This is a genomic window from Variovorax defluvii (assembly GCF_039541515.1).
In the GTDB taxonomy this organism is placed as follows: domain Bacteria; phylum Pseudomonadota; class Gammaproteobacteria; order Burkholderiales; family Burkholderiaceae_C; genus Variovorax; species Variovorax defluvii.
Genome location: NZ_BAABGJ010000081.1, coordinates 636,001 through 654,184 on the forward strand (window position 1 = coordinate 636,001; position 18,184 = coordinate 654,184).

Below are 18,184 nucleotides of genomic sequence, written 5' to 3' on the forward strand. Positions count from 1 at the left end.
CCCTCGTCACTATCGCTATTGTCACGAGGCCGATGCTGACGTAGGCGCGCCTGGGCCGGCCAGGGCCAGCCGCTCGCGGGCGTAGCGCGCCACGTCCGCCTCGTCCAGGCGCACGCCGCTCAGCCCGACATGGCCGTCCGGCCGCAACAGGTAGAACGAGGTTCGCGGAATACGCATGCGGTCCAGTTCGGCGTCGTTGTCCGGCGCGGACGGCACCGCATGCACGCGCAGCAATTCATCGGCCGGCCAGCCGGTGCGGGCCGGCGGGTCCTGCCCGAACACGAGCAGGTGGAAGTGCAGGTCGTCCAGTTTCGCGAACACGTCCTGCGCCGGTCCCTGCGGCGAGAAGCGCAGGCGCACCCAGGGAAAGCGGTCGCCCGCGCGCGGCGCGTCCTCGGGCGTCCCGCCCAGCGCGGTCGACAGCGCGCTGTCCCGGTAATGGATGCCGATCTGCGACACCGTGCGGAAGGCGGTGCGCTGGATGCGCGGCCGGCTCATGGCCAGGGCGCCGACGCGCGCCAGCACCTCGGTGCGCAGCAGGCCGGCGAACCAGTTGTCGGACACCACCAGCCGGAAGCCGCGGTCCGTCGTGTCCAGCAGGCGGCGCGCCACCGGCAGCCGCTCCGCCTCGTAGGAATCGAGCAGCGAGGCATCGGCCATCCCCCGCGTGACCAGCGCCAGCTTCCAGGCGAGGTTGTACGCATCCTGCAGGCCCGTGTTCATGCCCTGCGCGCCCAGCGGGCTGTGGATGTGCGCCGCGTCGCCGAGCACGAAGGCGCGCCCTTCGCGGAAGTGCGAAGCGCTGCGGTGGTGAATGCGGTAGGTCGAGAACCAGCTGCAGGCCTTGAAGACCAGCCCCTTGCCGGCCTGCGCGTGCACCGCCGGCACCACCTCCTCGAAGCCCACATCGGACTTTCCGCGCAGCGCCTCGGGCAGGATGCCGACCAGCCGCCAGTGGTCCGTCCCGCGCATCGGAAACATCAGGTGGAAGCCCTCCTTCCAAAGGTACACGTTCACCTCGTCGGGCACCATCTCGCCGGTCGCCTCCACGTCGGCGACGAAGAACACATGCTCGTAAGGCGCACCGGGAAAGCCGATGCCGCTCTGCTCCCGCACCGCGCTGCGCGCGCCGTCGCAGCCCGCGATCCAAGCCGCCTTCACCTCGCGCAGGCTGCCGTCGGCCCGCTGCAGCGTCGCGACGACACCCCCCGGCGTCTGGGTGAACGCCTTCAGCTCGGTGTTCCAGTCCACCGACAGGCCGAACTCGCGCAGGCGCGCGCCGAGGATTTTCTCGTTGTCGTCCTGGCCGAGGATCAGGATGAAGGGGTACGGGCTGAGCCGCGATCCGGCATCCGCCAGCGGCACGCGCGCCATGCGGCGGCCGTCTGCCCAGAGGTTGGCGCCGTCGCCGCGCTTGCCGAGCGCCAGCGCCTGCTCCACCACGCCCAGCTTCTGGTAGATCTCCAGCGTGCGGGCCTGCACGCCGAGCGCTCGCGTCTCGCGTGCCGGATGGGCATGGCGGTCGATGATGAGCGTGCGCACGCCGCGGCGGGCGAGCTGGTTGGCGAGCATGAGGCCGGTGGGTCCGGCGCCGACGATCAGAACATCGGTGTCCATGGTCTTCCTCCTGTTGTCGATTCAGTGCACCAGATAACCGTTGAGCGCGCGCAGGTCGTCCTCGCGCAACTCGCCGGCCGCGGAAGCGAGCCGGATGCGGCCGAGCAGATAGTCGTTCCTCGCCTGCGCCAAGTCCAGTTCGGCGGTGTAGAGGCGCTGCTGGGCATCGAGCACGTCCAGCTCGGTGCGGCTTCCCAGGTCGCGGCCGAGCGTGGTGGCCTCCAGCGCGGTGCGCGCCGAAAGCACCGACTGCTCCAGCGCGCGGATGCGGCTCACGCCGGTCTTCACTGCAAGGAAGGCGTCCTGCACCTGCAGCCGCGCATCGCGCTGGGCCGCGCCCAGCTCCTGCTCGGCCTGGTCCCGACGCGCGATGGATTCGCGCCAGCGCGAGCTCAGCGCGCCGCCGGTGTAGAGCGGCACCGTGAGTTGCAGGCCGACGCTGGCACCGCGCGCGCTGTCCGGCGAAACGGAGGCCGGCAGGCTGCCGTTCTGGCCCTGGCGCGTGAAGCTGGCGACCAGATCGACGGTGGGCCGGCCGCTCAGCTTGTACTTGTCGATCTCGGCGCCGGCGATGAGCAGTTCGTTGCGCTTGGCCTGCACGCGGGTGTTGCCGTCCAGTCCCCGGCTCTGCCAGGTCTCCAGGCTGTCGGGCTGCGGCGGCACGGGCGCGAAGCCGGCACGCAGTTCCGCCAGGCCCTCGGCCGGCAGGCCGGTGAGTTCGCGGTACTGCGCCTGCCGCAGCGCCAGCGTGCTCCGGGCCGAGACCTCGCGCGCCGCCACGCTGTCCTGGCGCGCCTGCGCTTCCTGCAGGTCGGTGATGCGGCCGCGACCCACGTCGAAGCGGGCCTGCGCGCGCTCGCGCTGCATGCCGACCGCGGTCAGCTCGGCCTGGGCGACGCGCAGGGTCTCGCGCGCCAGCAACACGTTGAAGTAGGTCTCGGCCACGCGTCGCACCAGGTCCTGCCGGGCATCGCGGTGGCCGACCTCGGCCAGCGCGCTCTGCTGGTGCAGCTGCATGCGCTCGGCGCCGGCCTTGGCGTCGTACAGCGGCTGCACCAGCTGCACGCCGAGCTGGTGCACGTTGCCGCGGCTGTCCGACTGCGAGGTACCCAGGGCGGTGCTGACCTTGGATCTCTCGCTCACCCGGTTCAGGCTGGCCTGGAGCGAAATCTGGGGCTTGAGCAGTGCGTCCCCCTGCACCGCCTTCTCGCGGCCCGCCAGCAGGGCCTGGTCGGCGGCGCGCAGGGTGGGATCGGCGCGCAGCGCGCCTTCGTAGGAGGCCATCAGGTCGAGCCCGAAGGCGGCGCCCGATGCGCCGGCGATCAGCAGCGCCGTGGCCGCCTGCTTCACGTGCAGGGTGTTCATCGTCGTGTCCGTGGAGGTCATGCGGCCGCGGGCCGCTTCGCGCCATACCAGCTGGCATAGAGCGCGGGCAGGAACAGGAGGGTGAGCAGGGTCGCGACGAAGAGCCCGCCCATGATGGACCAGGCCATCGGACCCCAGAAGACCGAGCGCGTGAGCGGAACCATCGCGAGGATGGCCGCGAGCGCCGTCAGGGTGATCGGCCGCATGCGCCGCACGGCCGACTCGACGATCGCGGTCCACAGCGGCGCGCCGGCCGCCACGTCGTGGTCAATCTGCACCACCAGGATCACCGAGTTGCGGATGATCATCCCGGCCAGCGCGATCACGCCCAGCATGGCGACGAAGCCGAAGGGGATGCGGAAGGCGAACAGCATCAGCGCCACGCCGATCAGACCCAGCGGCGCGGTGAAGAGCACCAGCGCCATCTTCTTCAGGTCCTGCAGCTGGACCATGAGCAGCAGCAGCACGGCCGCAGCCATCAGGGGCATCACCGCGAAGATCGAGGCCTGCGACTTGCTGCTGGACTCCAGCGCGCCGCCCACGTCGATGCCGTAGCCCAGCGGCAGCGTCTTCGCCAGCGCGTCGATCTTCGGCTTCAGGGCCAGCGCCACGTCGGGTGCCTCGGCGCCGGCCACGTCGGCCCGCACGGTGAGCGTGGGCACGCGGTTGCGGCGCCACAGCACGCTGTCCTCGCTGTCCAGCGACAGCCGCGCCACCTGCGACACCGGCACGAACCTGCCCTCGCGCAGGTAGATGCGCGCGTCCTTCAGGTTGTTGAGGTCGGTACGCTCCTCCTCCACCAGCCGCGCGACCACATCGAGCGCCTTGTCGCCCTCGCGGTACTGCGTGATCGTGGTGCCGCTGAGCGAACCCTGCAGCGCAGCCTTGACCTGGCGCGAGCTGATGCCGAGCTGGCGCGCCTTGTCCTGGTCGACGTCCACGCGCAGCCGCTTCAGCCGCTCGCCCCAGTCCTGGTTGACGCGGCGCACATGCGGGTCGGCACGCAGGACCGCGGCCACCCGCTCGGCAATGGCGCGCAACTGGGCCGGGTCCTGCCCGAAGACGCGGAACTGCACCGGGTAGCCCACCGGCGGCCCGTTCTCCAGCCGGTTCACGCGGCCGCGCACCAGCGGAAAGCCGTCGTCCAGCAGGTGCTGCACCTTGGCCAGCACGCGTTCGCGTGCCTTGCCGCCTCGGGTCATCACCATCAGCTCGCCCAGGTTCAGATCGGGCGTCTGCACGTCCAGCGGCAGGTAGAAGCGCGGGCTGCCGGTGCCGACGTAGCTGGTGACTGAGGCCACGTCGGGGTCCTTGCGCAACAGTGCCTCCAGCGCCTCGACCTCGCGTTGGCTGGCCTCGAAGGTGGCGGACTGGGGCAGCCACAGGTCGACCATCAGCTCGGGCCGGTCCGAAGCCGGGAAGAACTGCTTGGGCACCAGCCCGAAGAGCGCGACCGAGCCGGCGAAGAGGGCCAGGGTGCCGGCGATCACCCAGCGCCGCCGCGTCAGGCACAGCTCGACCAGGCGACGGAAGCGCGCGTAGAAGCCGCGCCGGTAGATCGCGTCCTCGTCATGGTGGGCCGCATGCGGTTGCTCCTTCAGCAGCGCGAAGCCGATCCAGGGTGTGAACACCACCGCGACGATCCACGACAGCAGGAGCGAGATGCCCACCACCTGGAACAGCGAGAACACGTACTCGCCCGCGCCCGACCTGGCAAAGCCCACCGGCAGAAAACCCGCCGCCGTGATCAGCGTGCCGGTGAGCATCGGGAACGCGGTCGCGGTGTAGGCGTGGGTTGCGGCACGGAAGCGGTCCCAGCCCCGCTCGAGCTTGAGCGCCATCATCTCGACCGCGATGATCGCGTCGTCCACCAGCAGGCCCAGCGAGATGATCAGCGCGCCCAGCGAGATGCGCTGCAGCTCGATGCCCAGCACGTACATCACCAGGAAGGTCAAGGCCAGCACCAGCGGGATGCTGAGCGCCACCACCAGGCCGGTGCGCAGGCCCAGCGAGAAGAAGCTCACCACCAGCACGATGACCACGGCCTCCAGCAGGCTCTTCTTGAACTCGTGCACCGACTCGGCCACCACCTTGGGCTGGTCCGAGACGGCATGGACCTGCACGCCCACCGGCAGACTGGCCTGGATGCGCGCGACGGTGGCCGAGAGCTCCCGGCCGAGCCGGATCACGTCGCCGCCCTTGCGCATGCTGACCGCCAGGCCGATGGCCTCCTGACCGTCGAAGCGCATCTTCGAAGTCGGCGGATCGGCCAGGCCGCGCCGCACCTCGGCGATGTCGCCCAGGCGGAAGCTGCGTCCGTTGGCACGGATGCCCATGTCGCGGATGCTCTCGACGGAATCGAACTCGCCGCTGACGCTGAGGCGCAGTTGCTCGGAGGCCGTCAGCACCGTGCCGGCCGCATCGACCGTGTTGGCGGCGGCCAGGGTCGACGCGATGAGCGAGGGATCGATGCCCAGCGAGGCCAGCCTGGCGTTGCTGGCCTCGACGTGGATCTTCGGATCCTGGGCGCCCACCAGCTCCACCTTGTTGACGTCGGCCACGCGCAGCAACTCGTTGCGCGCGGCATCGGCGAAGTCGCGCAGCTCGGCATAGCCGAAGCCGTCGCCGGTGATGGCGTAGAGGTTGCCGAAGGTATCGCCGAACTCGTCGTTGAAGAAGGGGCCTCGCACGCCCTGCGGCAGCGTGGCCTGGATGTCGCCCAGCTTCTTGCGCACCTGGTACCAGACCTGCGGCACCGCGGCCGGCGGCGTCGCCTCGCGCAGGTTGACCTTGATCTGCGTGAGGCCGGGCTTGGCGTAGCTGCTGGTGTAGTCGATCTCGGCGATCTCCTGCAGCTTCTTCTCCAGCTTGTCGGTGACCTGCTCGGCCATCTGCCGGGCCGAGCTGCCGGGCCAGGAGGCCTGCACCACCATGGTCTTGACGGTGAACTCGGGATCTTCCTTCTGGCCCAGGCGGCCGTATGCGAAGAGGCCGCAGAGGCCCAGCAGCAGCAGGAGGAAGACGATCATCTGCGGGTGCTTCAGCGCCCACTCGGACAGGTTCACTCTGCTCATGGCTGCGCCCCCGGCGCGCTGGCGGCCGCCTTCACTTTCTGCCCCGCATGGAGCATGTGCACGCCTGCCGTGACCACGGTCTCGCCGCCCTCGAGGCCGCCTGCGATCAGCACGCTGTCGTTCTGCGCGCTGCCCAGCTCGACCGGACGTGCGGCCACCCGCGCGCTGGCCGCATCCACCACCCACACCATCGGCTTGCCGTCCTGGTGGTGGATGGCCGACAGCGGCAGGCGGATGGCGGAGCGGCCCTCGACGTCGGGCACGAAGACGGAAGCCGTCATGCCCAGCACCAGCGCCGCATCCGCGCGCTTGACGGCGATGCGCGCGGCATAGGTGCGCGTCACGCTGTCGGCGTCGGGCGCGAGCTCGCGCAGGCTGCCCTCGTAGCGCTGGCCGGGCCGGGCCCAGAGCGTCACCTCCAGCCGCTTCGCGCGCCGCAGCTCGTCGATGCGCGATTCGGGCACGCTCACCAGCACCTCGCGCTCGCCGTCGGCGGCCAGCGTGATCACCTGCTGGCCGGCGGACACCACCTGGCCGGACTCGGCGCTGATCGACGCGACCACGCCGTCGCGGTCGGCGACCAGCTCGGTGTAGCCGCGCTGGTTGACGCGCAGCTGCTGCTGCGCCAGTGACGAGCGCAGCTGCGACTCGGACTCGGCCAGCGCCAGGCGCTGCTGGTCCACTTCGGCCTGCGAGGCGAACTGGCGCGCCAGCAGCTGCTCGGTGCGCTGCAGGTCCACGCGGTTCTGGGCCACGCGGCTGCGGGCCGCGTCCACGCTGGCAGCGGCCGCCACCACCTGCAGCGCCTCCTGCGCCGGGTCCAGCCGCATCAGCGGCTGGCCGCGCCGCACGTGGGTGCCGATCTCGACCAGGCGCGCCACGATGCGGCCGGAGGCCTGGAAGCCGAGTTTGCTCTCGTAGCGCGACTGGACCTGGCCCGAATAGGTGGCGCCCACGCTGCCGCTGCTTTCGCCGGCGACGACGCTGCGCACGGGGCGGATCTCCTCGTGGGCGGCTTCTTCCTTCGGGGCGCACCCGGCCAGCAGGGCAGCGCCGAGCAGGGCCAGCACGGTGGGGGGATTCATGGCGAGCTCCTTCTGGTCGTCGTCCATGGGCGCCGGGACTCAGCGCAGCGCGTAGCCGCGCCCCTCCATGCAGGCCTTGAAGGCCCGGTCGTAGGCGCCCTTCTGTTGGGCCTGGACCTGCTGTTGCTGCTGCGCCGCCTGGCGTTCCTTCATCTTTCCGCGCACCGCGGCGCCGAGCGCGCCGGCCGCGGCGCCGTCGGCCGGGTCGTGGTCGGCGATCGAGGCGATCGCTGCGCCGCCCATCGCACCGCGGGCCAGCGCGCCGGGCGGCTGGGGCGCAGGCGCCGCGGCGGTCTGCACCTGCGCCGGGTCGAAGCCGGTCTGGTCGCGGGCCCAGCCGTAGCACTGATACTTGTCCTTGTCCTGCTGCTTGGCGCTCTGGCCCTTGGCGGGGTAGATCGCCGGCGAGGCCGTGCCGGCCGCATGGGCCAGGCCGGCGGTATTCAGGGTCAGGGACAGGGTCAGGGACAGGGCGAGGACGGAAGGGGTCTTGGCAGTCATGGCAGTTGTCTCTTTCAGGTGGTGGGGGGTTGCGGGACGGGTGATCGGTCAGTCCGGCTGCATTCGCAGGAACAGGCTGGTCAGCCAGAGGGCGGCCACGACGACATGCAGGTAGAAGCCGGCGCCGCTGGTGGTCAGCGGGTTCCAGCGCGAGGGGGTGGGGAAACACATGAAGCGCAGCTGTCGCGCCAGTGCGTTGCCGCGGTCACGCAGGCCGTGCCAGTAGGTGGTGGAGCGGAACTCCATCACCAGGAACGCGAGGCTCACGACCAGCCCGCCGGCCTTGAGCAGCTCGGCACGGGCGAAGCCGGTGCGCACGGCATGGGAGGACAGGGCGGTGATGATGCTGCCGGTGGTGCCCAGCAGCAGCGCCAACTGGTAGAAGCGCAGCGTCGCATACAGGCGCATGAAATCGCAGACGCACTTGTATTCCTCGGCCGGGTCGCTGGAGACCGATTCGGCCGGCGTCGCCAGGCTGTCGGCCGCCTTCATGGCGCCGCCCTCCGGGGGCGCACGCCACGCCGGGCGAAGCGCTTGCGCCCGCTCAGCACCAGGCACAGCTCGGCCAGGGACTGGAAGGGGACGATCCGGCTGCTCCGGACATCCTCGACGACGCCGGCGAGCGAATCGGCGTCATGGCGGTACACGCGTACCAGGTAGCTGCGTATCTCTCTCACATCGGCTCCTTCTTTCGATGGAGCCAGTGTCCAAAGGGAGCCTCTACTTATTGGCTACTTATTCGCGAATCCGTCACGGGCAACGCGCCCCGGTGCCGGTGGGCCACCCCGTTCGCCGCGCTCGGTTCCGAGGCGACGTGCTCACCCCGACCGCAAGCTCCGGTACAGCGTCTCCGTCCCCGCCGAAGGCGCCAGGTTGAGCGTGACTGACAAGGTCTGCTTGAGGCGCCGGTAAATGCTGACTGCCTCAGGGAGCCTGTCCAGCCGGTGGTAGCAGCGCATCAGCCCCTGGTAGAAGGGCTCGACCACGTCGTCGGCTTCCAGCCCGCGCAGGTAGCAGGCGACGGCCTCCTCGTGGCGCTGCGCACGCTCCAGCGCGTGCGCATGCTCGGCCACCGCCTGGATGAACTTGCCGCGAAGCCGCTCGCGCATCGGCACCGGCCAGCTCTCGCCTTCCTCTTCGGCGAGGAAGGCGCCGCGGTAGAGCGCCAGCGCCTCGCCAAGAGCCTCGGTGTCGCCCGGCGCGGCGGCGCGCGCCGCGGCCAGGGTGCGCTCGAAGGCCCAGGCATCGACCCACACCAGCGTCCGGTCGAGCGAGAGCTGGCCGCCCTGCTGGATCACCGCATCGTCGGTTCCGAGCAGCGCGCGCAGGCGGCGCACGGCCGCGGCCAGGGAGCGCGCGGCGGCGTCGCCGGTCTCGTCAGGCCAGAAGGTGTCGACCAGCACGCCCTCGGGCGCGCCGCCGCCGCGCGCGACGATGGCTTTGAGCAATGCCAATGTCTTGCGCGGCGCCTTCCGGCCGAATTCCACCGGCAGGTCGTCGACCAGCAGCTCGAAGCCGCCCAGCGTGCGCACCCGCACCGGCCAGGGCCACAGCGCCAGCTCCTGCGACGGCGGCGCGATGCGCCAGCGGCGGATCAAGCGCCGCACCAGATCGGTCTCGATACCCGCCGCGAGCGCCAGGTGCAGCAGCACCGGCTTGCGCGTGACGGCACGGTGCGCGTAGGCGGCCCGCGTGGCGTCGGCAGCGGCCAGGGCAAAGCCCTCGGCGAGTCTGGCCAGGGTGGTGGCGGCATCGCCCTGCACGTGGGCGATGTAGGCCTCTTCCAGCAGCAACTGGGCCTCCATCGCCTCCAGGTAGCTGCCGCGCGAGAGGCTGCGCGAGCGCTCGACGATCGCCGACGCTCGGTCGGCCTCGCCGCCGTCGGCCAGCGCGCTGGCGAACAGCGCCGGGAACACGGCCTGGAAGTAGGCGGCGCCGACGCGTTCCACCGCCTCCAGCCCGCGGTGCGCGTGTTCCAGTGCCGCCTGCGTCTCGCCCCGCAGCTGCGCCAGCATGGTCCGGGCGACGAAGAAGTTCATCTCGGCATCGCGCGTGCCGCGGGCCGGGTGGACTTCCATGCGCGCGATCCGCGCCTGCGCCTCGGCCGCGCGGCGGAAAGTCAGGTCCAGGTAGGCACGGAACTGCATCGCGGCGAACTCGGCGTGCGGCAGGCCCTCCTCGCGCGCCAGGTCCTCGGCACGCTGGAAGCGCATGGCGCAGGCGTCGAAGTCGGCTTGCCGCATGTCGTGGATGGCGCGAAAGACGAACCAGAAGGCGCGGTTGAGCGCGCTGGCCGGCAGGTTCTCGACGGCCGCGTCGACCTTGCCGATGAGCTGCAGCGCGAGCTCGTGCTCGGCCGCGTTGTGAAAGTAGGTGATGAGGTGCGTGGCAGTGACGAGGCGCTGGTTCCACTCGATCGCCGCATCGTCGACCAGCGCAAGCAGCCGCGGCCCCAGCGGGCGCACCGCCGGATGCGCAGGCCGGCAGAAGGCCAGCGCGGCGTGCAGCGCCGACCAGCTCATCAGCTCGACGCCGCGCGTGGGGAAGGCCGGCTCGCCGCCCATCAGCGGCTCGAGGCGGTCGACCCAGGGCGCGATCTCCGACCAGCCCAGACGCGCATGCCACAAGGTCTGCACCACGGCGGCGCCGCAGGCGAGCTGGCCCACCACGTCCGCGGCATCCGCAAAGTGCTGGTAGCGCGCCTGCAGGACCTGCAGTGCGCGATCGGGCGCGAGGGCCATCAGCGCACGGCCTTCCCAGTAGCCGAGCCAGGGGTCGCGCTCCCGCATCGGCGCGGGGATGCGGCCCAGCCAGTCGAGCAAGGTCTGTCGCCGGCCCTGTTCGAGCAGGCGCTCGGCATGCGCACCGGCCAGCCGGGCGCAGGCTGCCGCATCGCAGGCCTCGTCGAAGAGCGCGAAGGCCTGCTCCCAGTGGCCCTCCGTCTCCATGAGCTGCGCGGCGCGGCCGGTCGACTCGCGCAGTTCGTCGCCGGACCAGGCCGCGCGGGCCTGGTGCTGCAGGAAGCTTCGGAACAGCGCGTGGAACTGGAACACGTAGCCGGCCGCCGGCTGCGCGACGCGGCGCCGGTCGGTGAACAGGTGGCGCTTGAAGTGATGGTCCAGCAAGCGCCCGGCGTCAGGCAGACCGGTGAGCTGCTCGGCCAGCGGCACCGTCATGAGTGGCAGAAAGGCCAGTTGCATCAGCGCCCGCTGATGCGCCGGCGAAGTGCCGTCGAACACGCGCTGCGCGAAGTAGCCGAACACATGCTGCAGCGACTCGGCCTCGTCCTCTTCCTCCTGCGTGCCAGCCGGCTGCCGCGTGCGAGCCAGCAGCAGCGTGAGCCCGGCCGCCCACCCGTGCGAGCGCAGCTGCAGCGCAGCGACGCGGGCCTCGTCCGTCACGCCGCGCTTGCGGGCGATGGCCCGCGTCTCGGCCGGCGTGAGGCGCAGCGCCTCCCCGTCGACCGGCGCCAGCGCATCGTCCGCCAGCAGCGCGGCATAGGCGGCGGGCGGCTCGGCGCGGCTGAGCACGAAGACGTTCGTTCCCTCGGGCACCTGGGCCATGCCCTCGGCCACGATCGCATGGAAGCCGGCGGCCTCCGGCACCTCCTGGAAGTTGTCGAGCACCAGCGCGGCGCCGGCCCCCAGGCCGGCGTACAGGTCGCGGAAAAAGCGGCGCGCGAAGCCGCGCAGGTCCGGCAGGTACTCGGGGGTCAGCAGCGGCAGCCGCTCGCCCGCGCCAGCGGCGACCGCCGCCAGGCGAAGGTGGTAGATGAAGGAGGCGGGGTCGGCATCGGCGGTATCGACCTGGTACCAGATGCCGTCGCGCTTGCGGGCCTCGAGGTGGCCGGCGACCAGGGTGGTCTTGCCGGCGCCGGGCTGTGCGCAGAGCCACACCACCGGACGCCGCGCCGCCTTGTCCAGCAGGGCGGACAGCCGCGGCCGCGCCAGCACGTCGTGCAGCCGCGGCCGCGAGATCTTGGCGAGGGCCACCTGTTTGGCGGGCATGCTTGCCTCCTCGTGGCGCATGATACGGCGCGAGGCTACGATGCGGCTCGCGCCAAGGGCGGCGCGCATCAGGAGCTTTCATGGCGGCAGCGGACGGGTACGGCAAGACGTCGGACTGGAGCGCGGCGCGCTCCGCATGGTGGCCCTGGCTTCCCTTGCCATGGAACCTCCAGGCACCGGACAAGCTCACGCAGCCGATCAACCCGGGCTGGACCTTCGGCAACATCGTCAACGTGACGCACCTCAATTCGTCGGCGCCCGACATCGAGCGTGACGTGCTGCAGAAGCACAGTTACGGGCGCCAGATCGGGCGGATGATGGATGCGGTGTCGGCCCTGGTCGAGCAGCTGCCGGCGGCTGCGAAGCACGACGGGCGCGTGGCCCAGTTCGTGGCGCTCGCCGAAGACGTGGCACGCATCAAGGACCAGGCCCGCCTGCCGCGGCTCGAACGCATCCGGCAGGACATCGAGGCGCTGAAGCGCGAGGACCCGGGCGCCTACCGGGAACTGCGGCGCATGCTGGCTCGCTCCAGTGACCCGCGGACGGCCAGGCAGCCATGAAGAAGCTTCTGCTCCTGGTGTCGCACACCCTGGCGCTTGGTGCCGGGTTTGGCCTTGGCGTGTACTTCCTCCCGGTGCTCATCGCTCCGCCGCCGCCGTCCGCGGCCGAGATCTCGGCCCAGGCCAGCATGGCCGCCTACACGGGCCAGTTCCGCCGGGACTTGAAAGACAGCGACGCGCTGCATTGGGGCGAGGGAACTGTATTCATCAGCGCCAGGAGCATCGCCTTCGCCGGTGAGCTGGCACCCGGGCCGGACTACAAGCTGTACCTGTCGCCGGAGTTCGTCGAGACCGAGCCCGATTTCAATCGCCTGAAGCCGGGCATGGTGCGCGTCGGTGATGTGAAGACGTTCAAGAACTTCGTGGTTCCGGTGCCTGAGTCGATCGATCCCGCGCGCTACGACACGGTCGTCATCTGGTGCGAGACCTTCAGTCAGTTCATCACGGCTGCCAGGTACAAATAGTCGAAGGGGCGACTGGCGGTCATCCTTCGCCTCGGGCGGGAATGACGCTCGGGCCGCATCGTGCAGGGCCATCGTCGGCGTCACTTCCGAGGCGGATTCGCTCCGCGCCTACAAGCAAAGCGGCCATACGGCTGGCTGACAGGCTGCCGCGGCATTCGAACATGCCCTTGCCGCCAAGGTTGGCGGTCGTGCCGGCGCCATCGTGAAGCGCGCAACATGAGGAACAACCATGAACAAGGATCACGTCAAGGGCACCATGGACCAAGCCAAGGGAAGCGTGAAGCAGGCCGTCGGCAAGGCGGTCGGCAACGAACGGCTGCAGGCCGAGGGCGCTGCGGACAAGACCGCGGGCGCCGTGGAGAAGAAGGTGGGCGACGTCAAGGACGCCGCCAAGACACTCACCAAGAAGCCCTGATCGGCGGCGGCTGCGGCCGCTGCCCTTGACCGATTTCATTCGGTCGTGCCCTCTCCGCTGCGACGTGCTGGTCGCCTGCCTCGCGTTGTGCGACTGCGAGAATTCATCGCAACACTCCGGGAGAGCTTCGGCGTGCTCTCGCTGAAGCGTCATTGAGCCTGCCGAGCGTGCGAGCGTGCGGGCGTGCGGGCGTGGCGGCACAACCCTCCCGCGTTGCACCGAGCGCTGCTCGATGCATTCTCAGGGTGCCATCGAGCACCGTTCATTCTCCTGTCACCTGTGTTTCCTAGCCTCGTCGAGGTCGGGGGTCGATCGCCGACCCCGCCATGCACCTCTCTCGAACAAGGAAACCCACGATGTCCCCTGTCTTCCTCGCCCGCGGCCTCGCTGCCGCCGCCTTCTTGCTGAGCCTTGCCGCCTGCGGCGGCGGGAGCGGCTCGGGCTTCGATGCCGGCGCCCTGGGCGCAGGCGCGACCGGCACCCCCGCGCCGGGCGCGCAAAAGGCCGACGGCCCGGCCGCCGACGCATCGAAGGGGGTCGAAGCTTCTTCGTCATCCACGAGCTGGGCTCCCTGACCCGTCACTCGTCAATCACCTCCCTCTCTTCATCCCTCTGCAAGTGGCCACCATGACCCTCCACCATCCCCCACGACGCGACTTCCTTCGCAAGTCCGCCGGCGCCCTGGGCGCGGCGACCGCCCTCACCGTGTTGCCGCCCTCCATTCAACGCGCACTCGCCGTCCCGGCAGCCGTGAGGAAGCGCAGCATCAAGGACGTCGAGCACATCGTCATCCTGATGCAGGAGAACCGCAGCTTCGATCACTACTTCGGCGCCATGCGCGGCGTGCGCGGATTCGGCGACCGCTTTCCGATTCCCCTGGCGAACGGCAAGCCGGTGTTCTTCCAGCCCAGCCCCGGCGGCGGCGCGGAGATCCTGCCCTTTCGCCGCAACTCGACAATCGGCAGGGCGCTGATCGGATCGGGCACGCCGCACAATTTCCCCGACCAGCAGGCGGCGTGGAACCAGGGGAAGATGGACCGCTGGATCCAGTTCAAGAACCAGGCGACGATGGGCTACTTCCTGCGCGAGGACATCCCCTTCCAATTCGCGCTGGCCGATGCCTTCACGATCTGCGACGGCTATCACTGCTCCGTCCTCACCGGCACCGACCCGAACCGCATCGTGTTCTGGTCGGGCTCCAACTTCAGTCCGGAACTGCGCAAGAAGGGCATCAACAGCACGCACGCCGATGGCGAGCCCGTCAACTCGCGCTGCTGGCCCAACCCGTCCAACTGGGTCGCGGGCCGGGCGCAGCAACCGGACGGGTCGGGCCAGGTCGACCCCGCATCGGGTGCCTACAACTACAAGTACACCAACACCGCCTTCCAATGGGACACGCTGCCGGACGTCCTGCAGAAGGCGGGCATTTCCTGGCACATCTACCAGAACATGAACAACAACTGGACGGGTGCCATGCACGGCTGCCTGGCCTTCCAGAGCTTCCGCACCGCGCAGCCGGGTTCGCCGATCTACGAGCACGGCCTGACGGGCGGCCCCGCGGCGGCGGACGGCGCCGTCAACTTCCTCGCGCAACTCAGGCAGGACGTGATGAACGGCACCCTGCCGCAGGTCTCTTGGGTGCTGCCCACCCAGGCCCTGGCCGAGCACCCCGGCAGCAGCGAAGGCACGGCCGGTGCCGCCGACTTCATCGCGGACGTGCTGGACGCGCTGACCGCCAATCCCAAGGTGTGGAGCAAGACCGTCCTGTTCGTGACCTTCGACGAGAACGACGGCTTCTTCGACCACCTTCCGATGCCGGCGGTGCCCTCGTACGACGCCGAAGGCAAGCTGATGGGCAAGTCGACCGTGTCGCTGGACGGCGAGTATTTCGACGCCTCCGTCGGCAACTACCTGAGCGCCGCCGACACCATCACCGGCAAGATCCGTCCTTGGGGCCTGAGCTCGCGCGTGCCGATGTACGTGATCTCGCCGTGGAGCAAGGGCGGCTGGGTCGATTCGCAGGTTTTCGACCACACCTCCCTGAGCATGTTCCTGGAGAAGCGCTTCGGCATCACGGTGGACGCCATCAGCCCGTGGCACCGTGCCGTCTGCGGTGACCTCACCTCCTGCTTCGACTTCGTGCGCCCGAACGACCCGGTCGTGCCCCAGCTGCCCGACACCAGCGGCTTCCCCGCGATCAACGCAGCGCAGCGGCTGCTGCCCACGGCCCCGATCACGACCGCGCCCGCCACGCCGCAGCCGCTGTTCCAGGAGACCGGCGTGCGTCCCTCGCGCGCGCTCCCGTACGAGCTGCACACCAGCGCGCGGGTGGAAGGGCGCGGCATGCTCTCCCTGGTGTTCGCCAACACCGGCACACAGGGCGCCGTGTTCCACGTCTACGACAAGCTGCACCTGGACCGCATTCCGCGCCGCTACACGGTCGAGGCCGGCAAGACGCTGAGCGACACCTGGAACACGGGCCTGTCCGACAGCGGCAAGTACGAGCTCTGGGTCTACGGCCCCAACGGCTTCGTGCGCACCTTCAAGGGCGACGCCCTGTTCCACGACACCGCGGGATTCCAGCCCGAGATCCAGCTCGGCTACCAACCCCACAGCGGCGACCTGTTCCTGAGGGTGCGCAACAGCGGCAAGGAGGCCGGCAGCGTGACGATCACGGCCAATGCCTACCGCGACGATGGCCCCTGGACGATGAAGAAGATCAAGCCCGGCCACACCGACATGCAGCACTGGAACCTGAGGAAGAGCGGTGACTGGTACGACTTCACCGTCAGCGCGGAGCACTTCGAGCGGCGCTTCGCCGGCCGCGTCGAAACCGGCAAGGACGGCGTCAGCGATCCCGCCATGGCGTTGCACCTGGGGGCCTGAGACACGGCAAGGATGGCCCGGTGCCGCCCGCTACTGCGCCCCTTGCTGCGCCGCCTTAGTGAGCCGCCTTGCTGAGCCGCCTTGCTGAGCCGCCTCACTGCGCCAGTTGCTTGCGCCGGGCCCCGCCCTGCCGCTCCAGCATCCAGCCGGGGTACTCGGCGGGCAGGGCGCTCACCTTGTCCAGCACCGCCAGTTCCTCGGCATTCAACTTCACCGCCGTCGCCGCGATGTTGTCATCCAGCTGGTCCGCGCGCTTGGCACCGACGATCACGCTGGTCACCACGGGCTGATGCAAGAGCCAGGCGAGCGCGACCTGCGCCACCGAGACCTTCTTCGCCTCGGCGATGGGGCGCATCGCGTCGATGACGTCCCAGGCGCGCTCCTTGTTCACCGGCGGAAAGTCGAAGGTGGTGCGGCGGCTGCCCTGCTCGGCCTGGCCACCGCCACCCGCCCGCCCGTACTTGCCGCTCAGCAGGCCGCCGGCCAGCGGGCTCCAGACCATCAGGCCGAGCTGCTCGCTCTGCAGCATCGGCACCAGCTCGCGCTCCAGGTCGCGTCCGGCGATCGTGTAGTAGGCCTGCAGCGATTCGAAGCGCGCCAGGCCCAGGCGCTCCGAGATGCCCAGCGCCTTCGCGATCTGCCAGGCGGCCCAGTTGGACACGCCCACGTAGCGCACCAGGCCCTGCTGCACCAGCGTGTCGAGCGCACGCAGGGTTTCCTCGATCGGCGTGGCGGGATCGAAGCCGTGGATCTGGTAGAGGTCGAGATGGTCCAGCTGCAGGCGCTTCAGGCTGGCCTGCACCGAATGCAGGATGTGCTGGCGCGAGGCGCCGCGCGCATTGGGGCCCGGCCCCACCTCGCCCAGCACCTTGGTGGCGACGATGACGTTCTCGCGCGGCACCTTGAGGTTCTTCAACGCCTGGCCGGTCATGATTTCCGAGCGGCCCTCGGCATACACGTTGGCGGTGTCGATGAAGTTGATGCCGGCGTCGATCGCGCGGCCCACCAGCTCATCGGCCTGGGCCTGCCGGAGCTGGCCGATCTGGCCCCACATCCCGCCTTCGCCGCCGAAGGTCATGGTGCCGAGGCACAGTTCCGAAACGAAGAGGCCGGTGCGGCCGAATTTTCTGTAGCGCATGAGCGGGACTCCTTGTCGAAGCCCCAGTATCGGTCTCGGCCCGGTTCGGCTCCATGCCGGATCGTGGCGCGAGATTGCCTGATCCTGCAAACAAGCCGCCGGCCAGTGTGCCCTCGACCAGACGCCTTCTCACGCGCGCGGAAACCAGGTCGCTCACGCTGACCACGATGATGATCATCACGGCGCAGGTCTGCGCGTACTGGAAGCCGCGGATGATCTCCCACAGCACCACGCCGATGCCGCCCGCGCCCACCATGCCCACCACCGAGGCCGAGCGCACGTTTGGACTCGAAGCGGTACAGCGCATAGGGGATCCACAGCGGCATCACCTGCGGGATCACTTGTCGATGTCGGCCAGGCGCGTCTTCTTGTCCGCCGTGACGGCCCACTGCAACGCCGCGGCGCGCCCGTGTCGGATGGACGGCACAAGCCGATTTCAGTGTGTCGGTGGCCTAGCAGTCCTGGGCACGCTTGCGCTCGACACGCGGCGAGCCCCAGACCACCTGCAGCCGCCGGCCCTCTCGCGCCAGGCTCGCGGCGATCTTCTCGATCACGTACTGGCGGCGCGCACTGTGGCCGGGCAGGTCGAGTTCCCAGAGGTCCAGCGAGCCGTCCGGGCGCTCCTCCACGAGGATGGAGAAACGGCCATAAGCATCGCGGTATTGGAGGGTGCGGACGTACATGGGATCTGCGCGGAAAGCAGCAATGCGTAACCGCGACGGTGCGGAAGTTCCGCCAGCCCGCCCCGGCACCCGCCGCCCCTCGCGCCACACCCCCCGCACCACCGCGTGCCGAGAGCCGTCGGGCAGTTCCTCCCGGCGCACGCGCACCCGGTCCGCGCGCAAGCCTGGCGCGAGTTCGCCGCGGTCTGAGGCGAGGGCGCCGGGACTTTGTTTTGGCGTTGTTGTTGTTGCTTGGACGGGCTTGCGGGGCTTTGTTTTGGCCTTGCTTGTTGTGTGGCGCAGGAGCCTTGAATTTGGCTCTTGGGCCTTTGTTTTGGCCTTGCTTGTTGTGTGGCGCAGGAGCCTTGAATTTGGCTCTTGGGCCTTTGTTTTGGCCTTGCTTGTTGTGT

The 18,184-nt window shown here is 69.9% G+C and carries 15 protein-coding genes; 5 read left to right on the forward strand and 10 right to left on the reverse strand.

Annotated features, from left to right (window positions below):
* Positions 1–21 precede the first annotated feature (21 nt).
* From ABEA07_RS28535 to ABEA07_RS28570, 8 genes are all read right to left on the reverse strand, one after another.
* On the reverse strand, positions 22–1,617 hold the full coding sequence (locus tag ABEA07_RS28535; RefSeq protein WP_345542159.1) for an FAD-dependent oxidoreductase: 1,596 nt from the start codon (positions 1,615–1,617) through the stop codon (positions 22–24).
* A 21-nt stretch (positions 1,618–1,638) separates the two neighbouring features.
* Entirely contained in the window at positions 1,639–3,003 is a 1,365-nt protein-coding gene (locus tag ABEA07_RS28540; protein WP_345542160.1) for a TolC family outer membrane protein, read from the reverse strand.
* The gene (locus tag ABEA07_RS28545) at positions 3,000–6,056 is read right to left on the reverse strand and encodes an efflux RND transporter permease subunit (protein ID WP_345542162.1); all 3,057 of its coding nucleotides are present in this window, start codon (positions 6,054–6,056) and stop codon (positions 3,000–3,002) included. Before ABEA07_RS28545 ends, ABEA07_RS28540 begins: the two co-directional genes overlap by 4 nt.
* Positions 6,053–7,141: an efflux RND transporter periplasmic adaptor subunit gene (locus ABEA07_RS28550; protein ID WP_345542164.1), complete on the reverse strand. Its 1,089-nt coding sequence runs from the start codon at positions 7,139–7,141 to the stop codon at positions 6,053–6,055. Before ABEA07_RS28550 ends, ABEA07_RS28545 begins: the two co-directional genes overlap by 4 nt.
* A 39-nt stretch (positions 7,142–7,180) precedes the next feature.
* A complete protein-coding gene (locus tag ABEA07_RS28555) occupies positions 7,181–7,642 on the reverse strand; it encodes a hypothetical protein (RefSeq protein WP_345542165.1) in 462 nt (153 codons plus the stop codon).
* A gap of 48 nt (positions 7,643–7,690) precedes the next feature.
* Positions 7,691–8,134, reverse strand: coding sequence for a hypothetical protein (locus ABEA07_RS28560; RefSeq protein ID WP_345542166.1), 444 nt, complete (start codon positions 8,132–8,134; stop codon positions 7,691–7,693).
* Positions 8,131–8,319 carry a hypothetical protein gene (locus ABEA07_RS28565; RefSeq protein WP_345542167.1) on the reverse strand — a complete coding sequence of 63 codons (189 nt, stop codon included), beginning with the start codon at positions 8,317–8,319 and terminating at the stop codon, positions 8,131–8,133. The genes ABEA07_RS28560 and ABEA07_RS28565 overlap by 4 nt, the downstream gene beginning before the upstream one ends.
* A 141-nt stretch (positions 8,320–8,460) precedes the next feature.
* Positions 8,461–11,649 (reverse strand): AfsR/SARP family transcriptional regulator, encoded by a 3,189-nt coding sequence (locus ABEA07_RS28570; RefSeq protein WP_345542169.1) that lies wholly within the window; start codon positions 11,647–11,649, stop codon positions 8,461–8,463.
* A gap of 80 nt (positions 11,650–11,729) precedes the next feature.
* Here ABEA07_RS28570 and ABEA07_RS28575 point away from each other — a divergent pair, with 80 nt between their 5' ends.
* The 5 genes from ABEA07_RS28575 (at position 11,730) to ABEA07_RS28595 (ending at position 15,974) form a co-directional block, all read left to right on the forward strand.
* Positions 11,730–12,209: a hypothetical protein gene (locus ABEA07_RS28575; protein WP_345542171.1), complete on the forward strand. Its 480-nt coding sequence runs from the start codon at positions 11,730–11,732 to the stop codon at positions 12,207–12,209.
* The gene (locus ABEA07_RS28580; RefSeq protein ID WP_345542173.1) at positions 12,206–12,673 is read left to right on the forward strand and encodes a DM13 domain-containing protein; all 468 of its coding nucleotides are present in this window, start codon (positions 12,206–12,208) and stop codon (positions 12,671–12,673) included. The genes ABEA07_RS28575 and ABEA07_RS28580 overlap by 4 nt, the downstream gene beginning before the upstream one ends.
* A 229-nt stretch (positions 12,674–12,902) precedes the next feature.
* Positions 12,903–13,088: a CsbD family protein gene (locus tag ABEA07_RS28585; RefSeq protein ID WP_345542174.1), complete on the forward strand. Its 186-nt coding sequence runs from the start codon at positions 12,903–12,905 to the stop codon at positions 13,086–13,088.
* Positions 13,089–13,444: 356 nt separating this feature from the next.
* Positions 13,445–13,663, forward strand: coding sequence for a hypothetical protein (locus tag ABEA07_RS28590; protein WP_345542176.1), 219 nt, complete (start codon positions 13,445–13,447; stop codon positions 13,661–13,663).
* A 52-nt stretch (positions 13,664–13,715) separates the two neighbouring features.
* On the forward strand, positions 13,716–15,974 hold the full coding sequence (locus ABEA07_RS28595) for a phosphocholine-specific phospholipase C (protein WP_345542177.1): 2,259 nt from the start codon (positions 13,716–13,718) through the stop codon (positions 15,972–15,974).
* 94 nt (positions 15,975–16,068) lie between these two features.
* Here the strand turns inward: ABEA07_RS28595 and ABEA07_RS28600 are convergent, their stop codons facing one another.
* On the reverse strand, positions 16,069–17,112 hold the full coding sequence (locus ABEA07_RS28600) for an aldo/keto reductase (RefSeq protein ID WP_345542179.1): 1,044 nt from the start codon (positions 17,110–17,112) through the stop codon (positions 16,069–16,071).
* A gap of 452 nt (positions 17,113–17,564) precedes the next feature.
* Positions 17,565–17,795, reverse strand: coding sequence for a hypothetical protein (locus tag ABEA07_RS28605; protein ID WP_345542225.1), 231 nt, complete (start codon positions 17,793–17,795; stop codon positions 17,565–17,567).
* Positions 17,796–18,184: the final 389 nt, after the last annotated feature.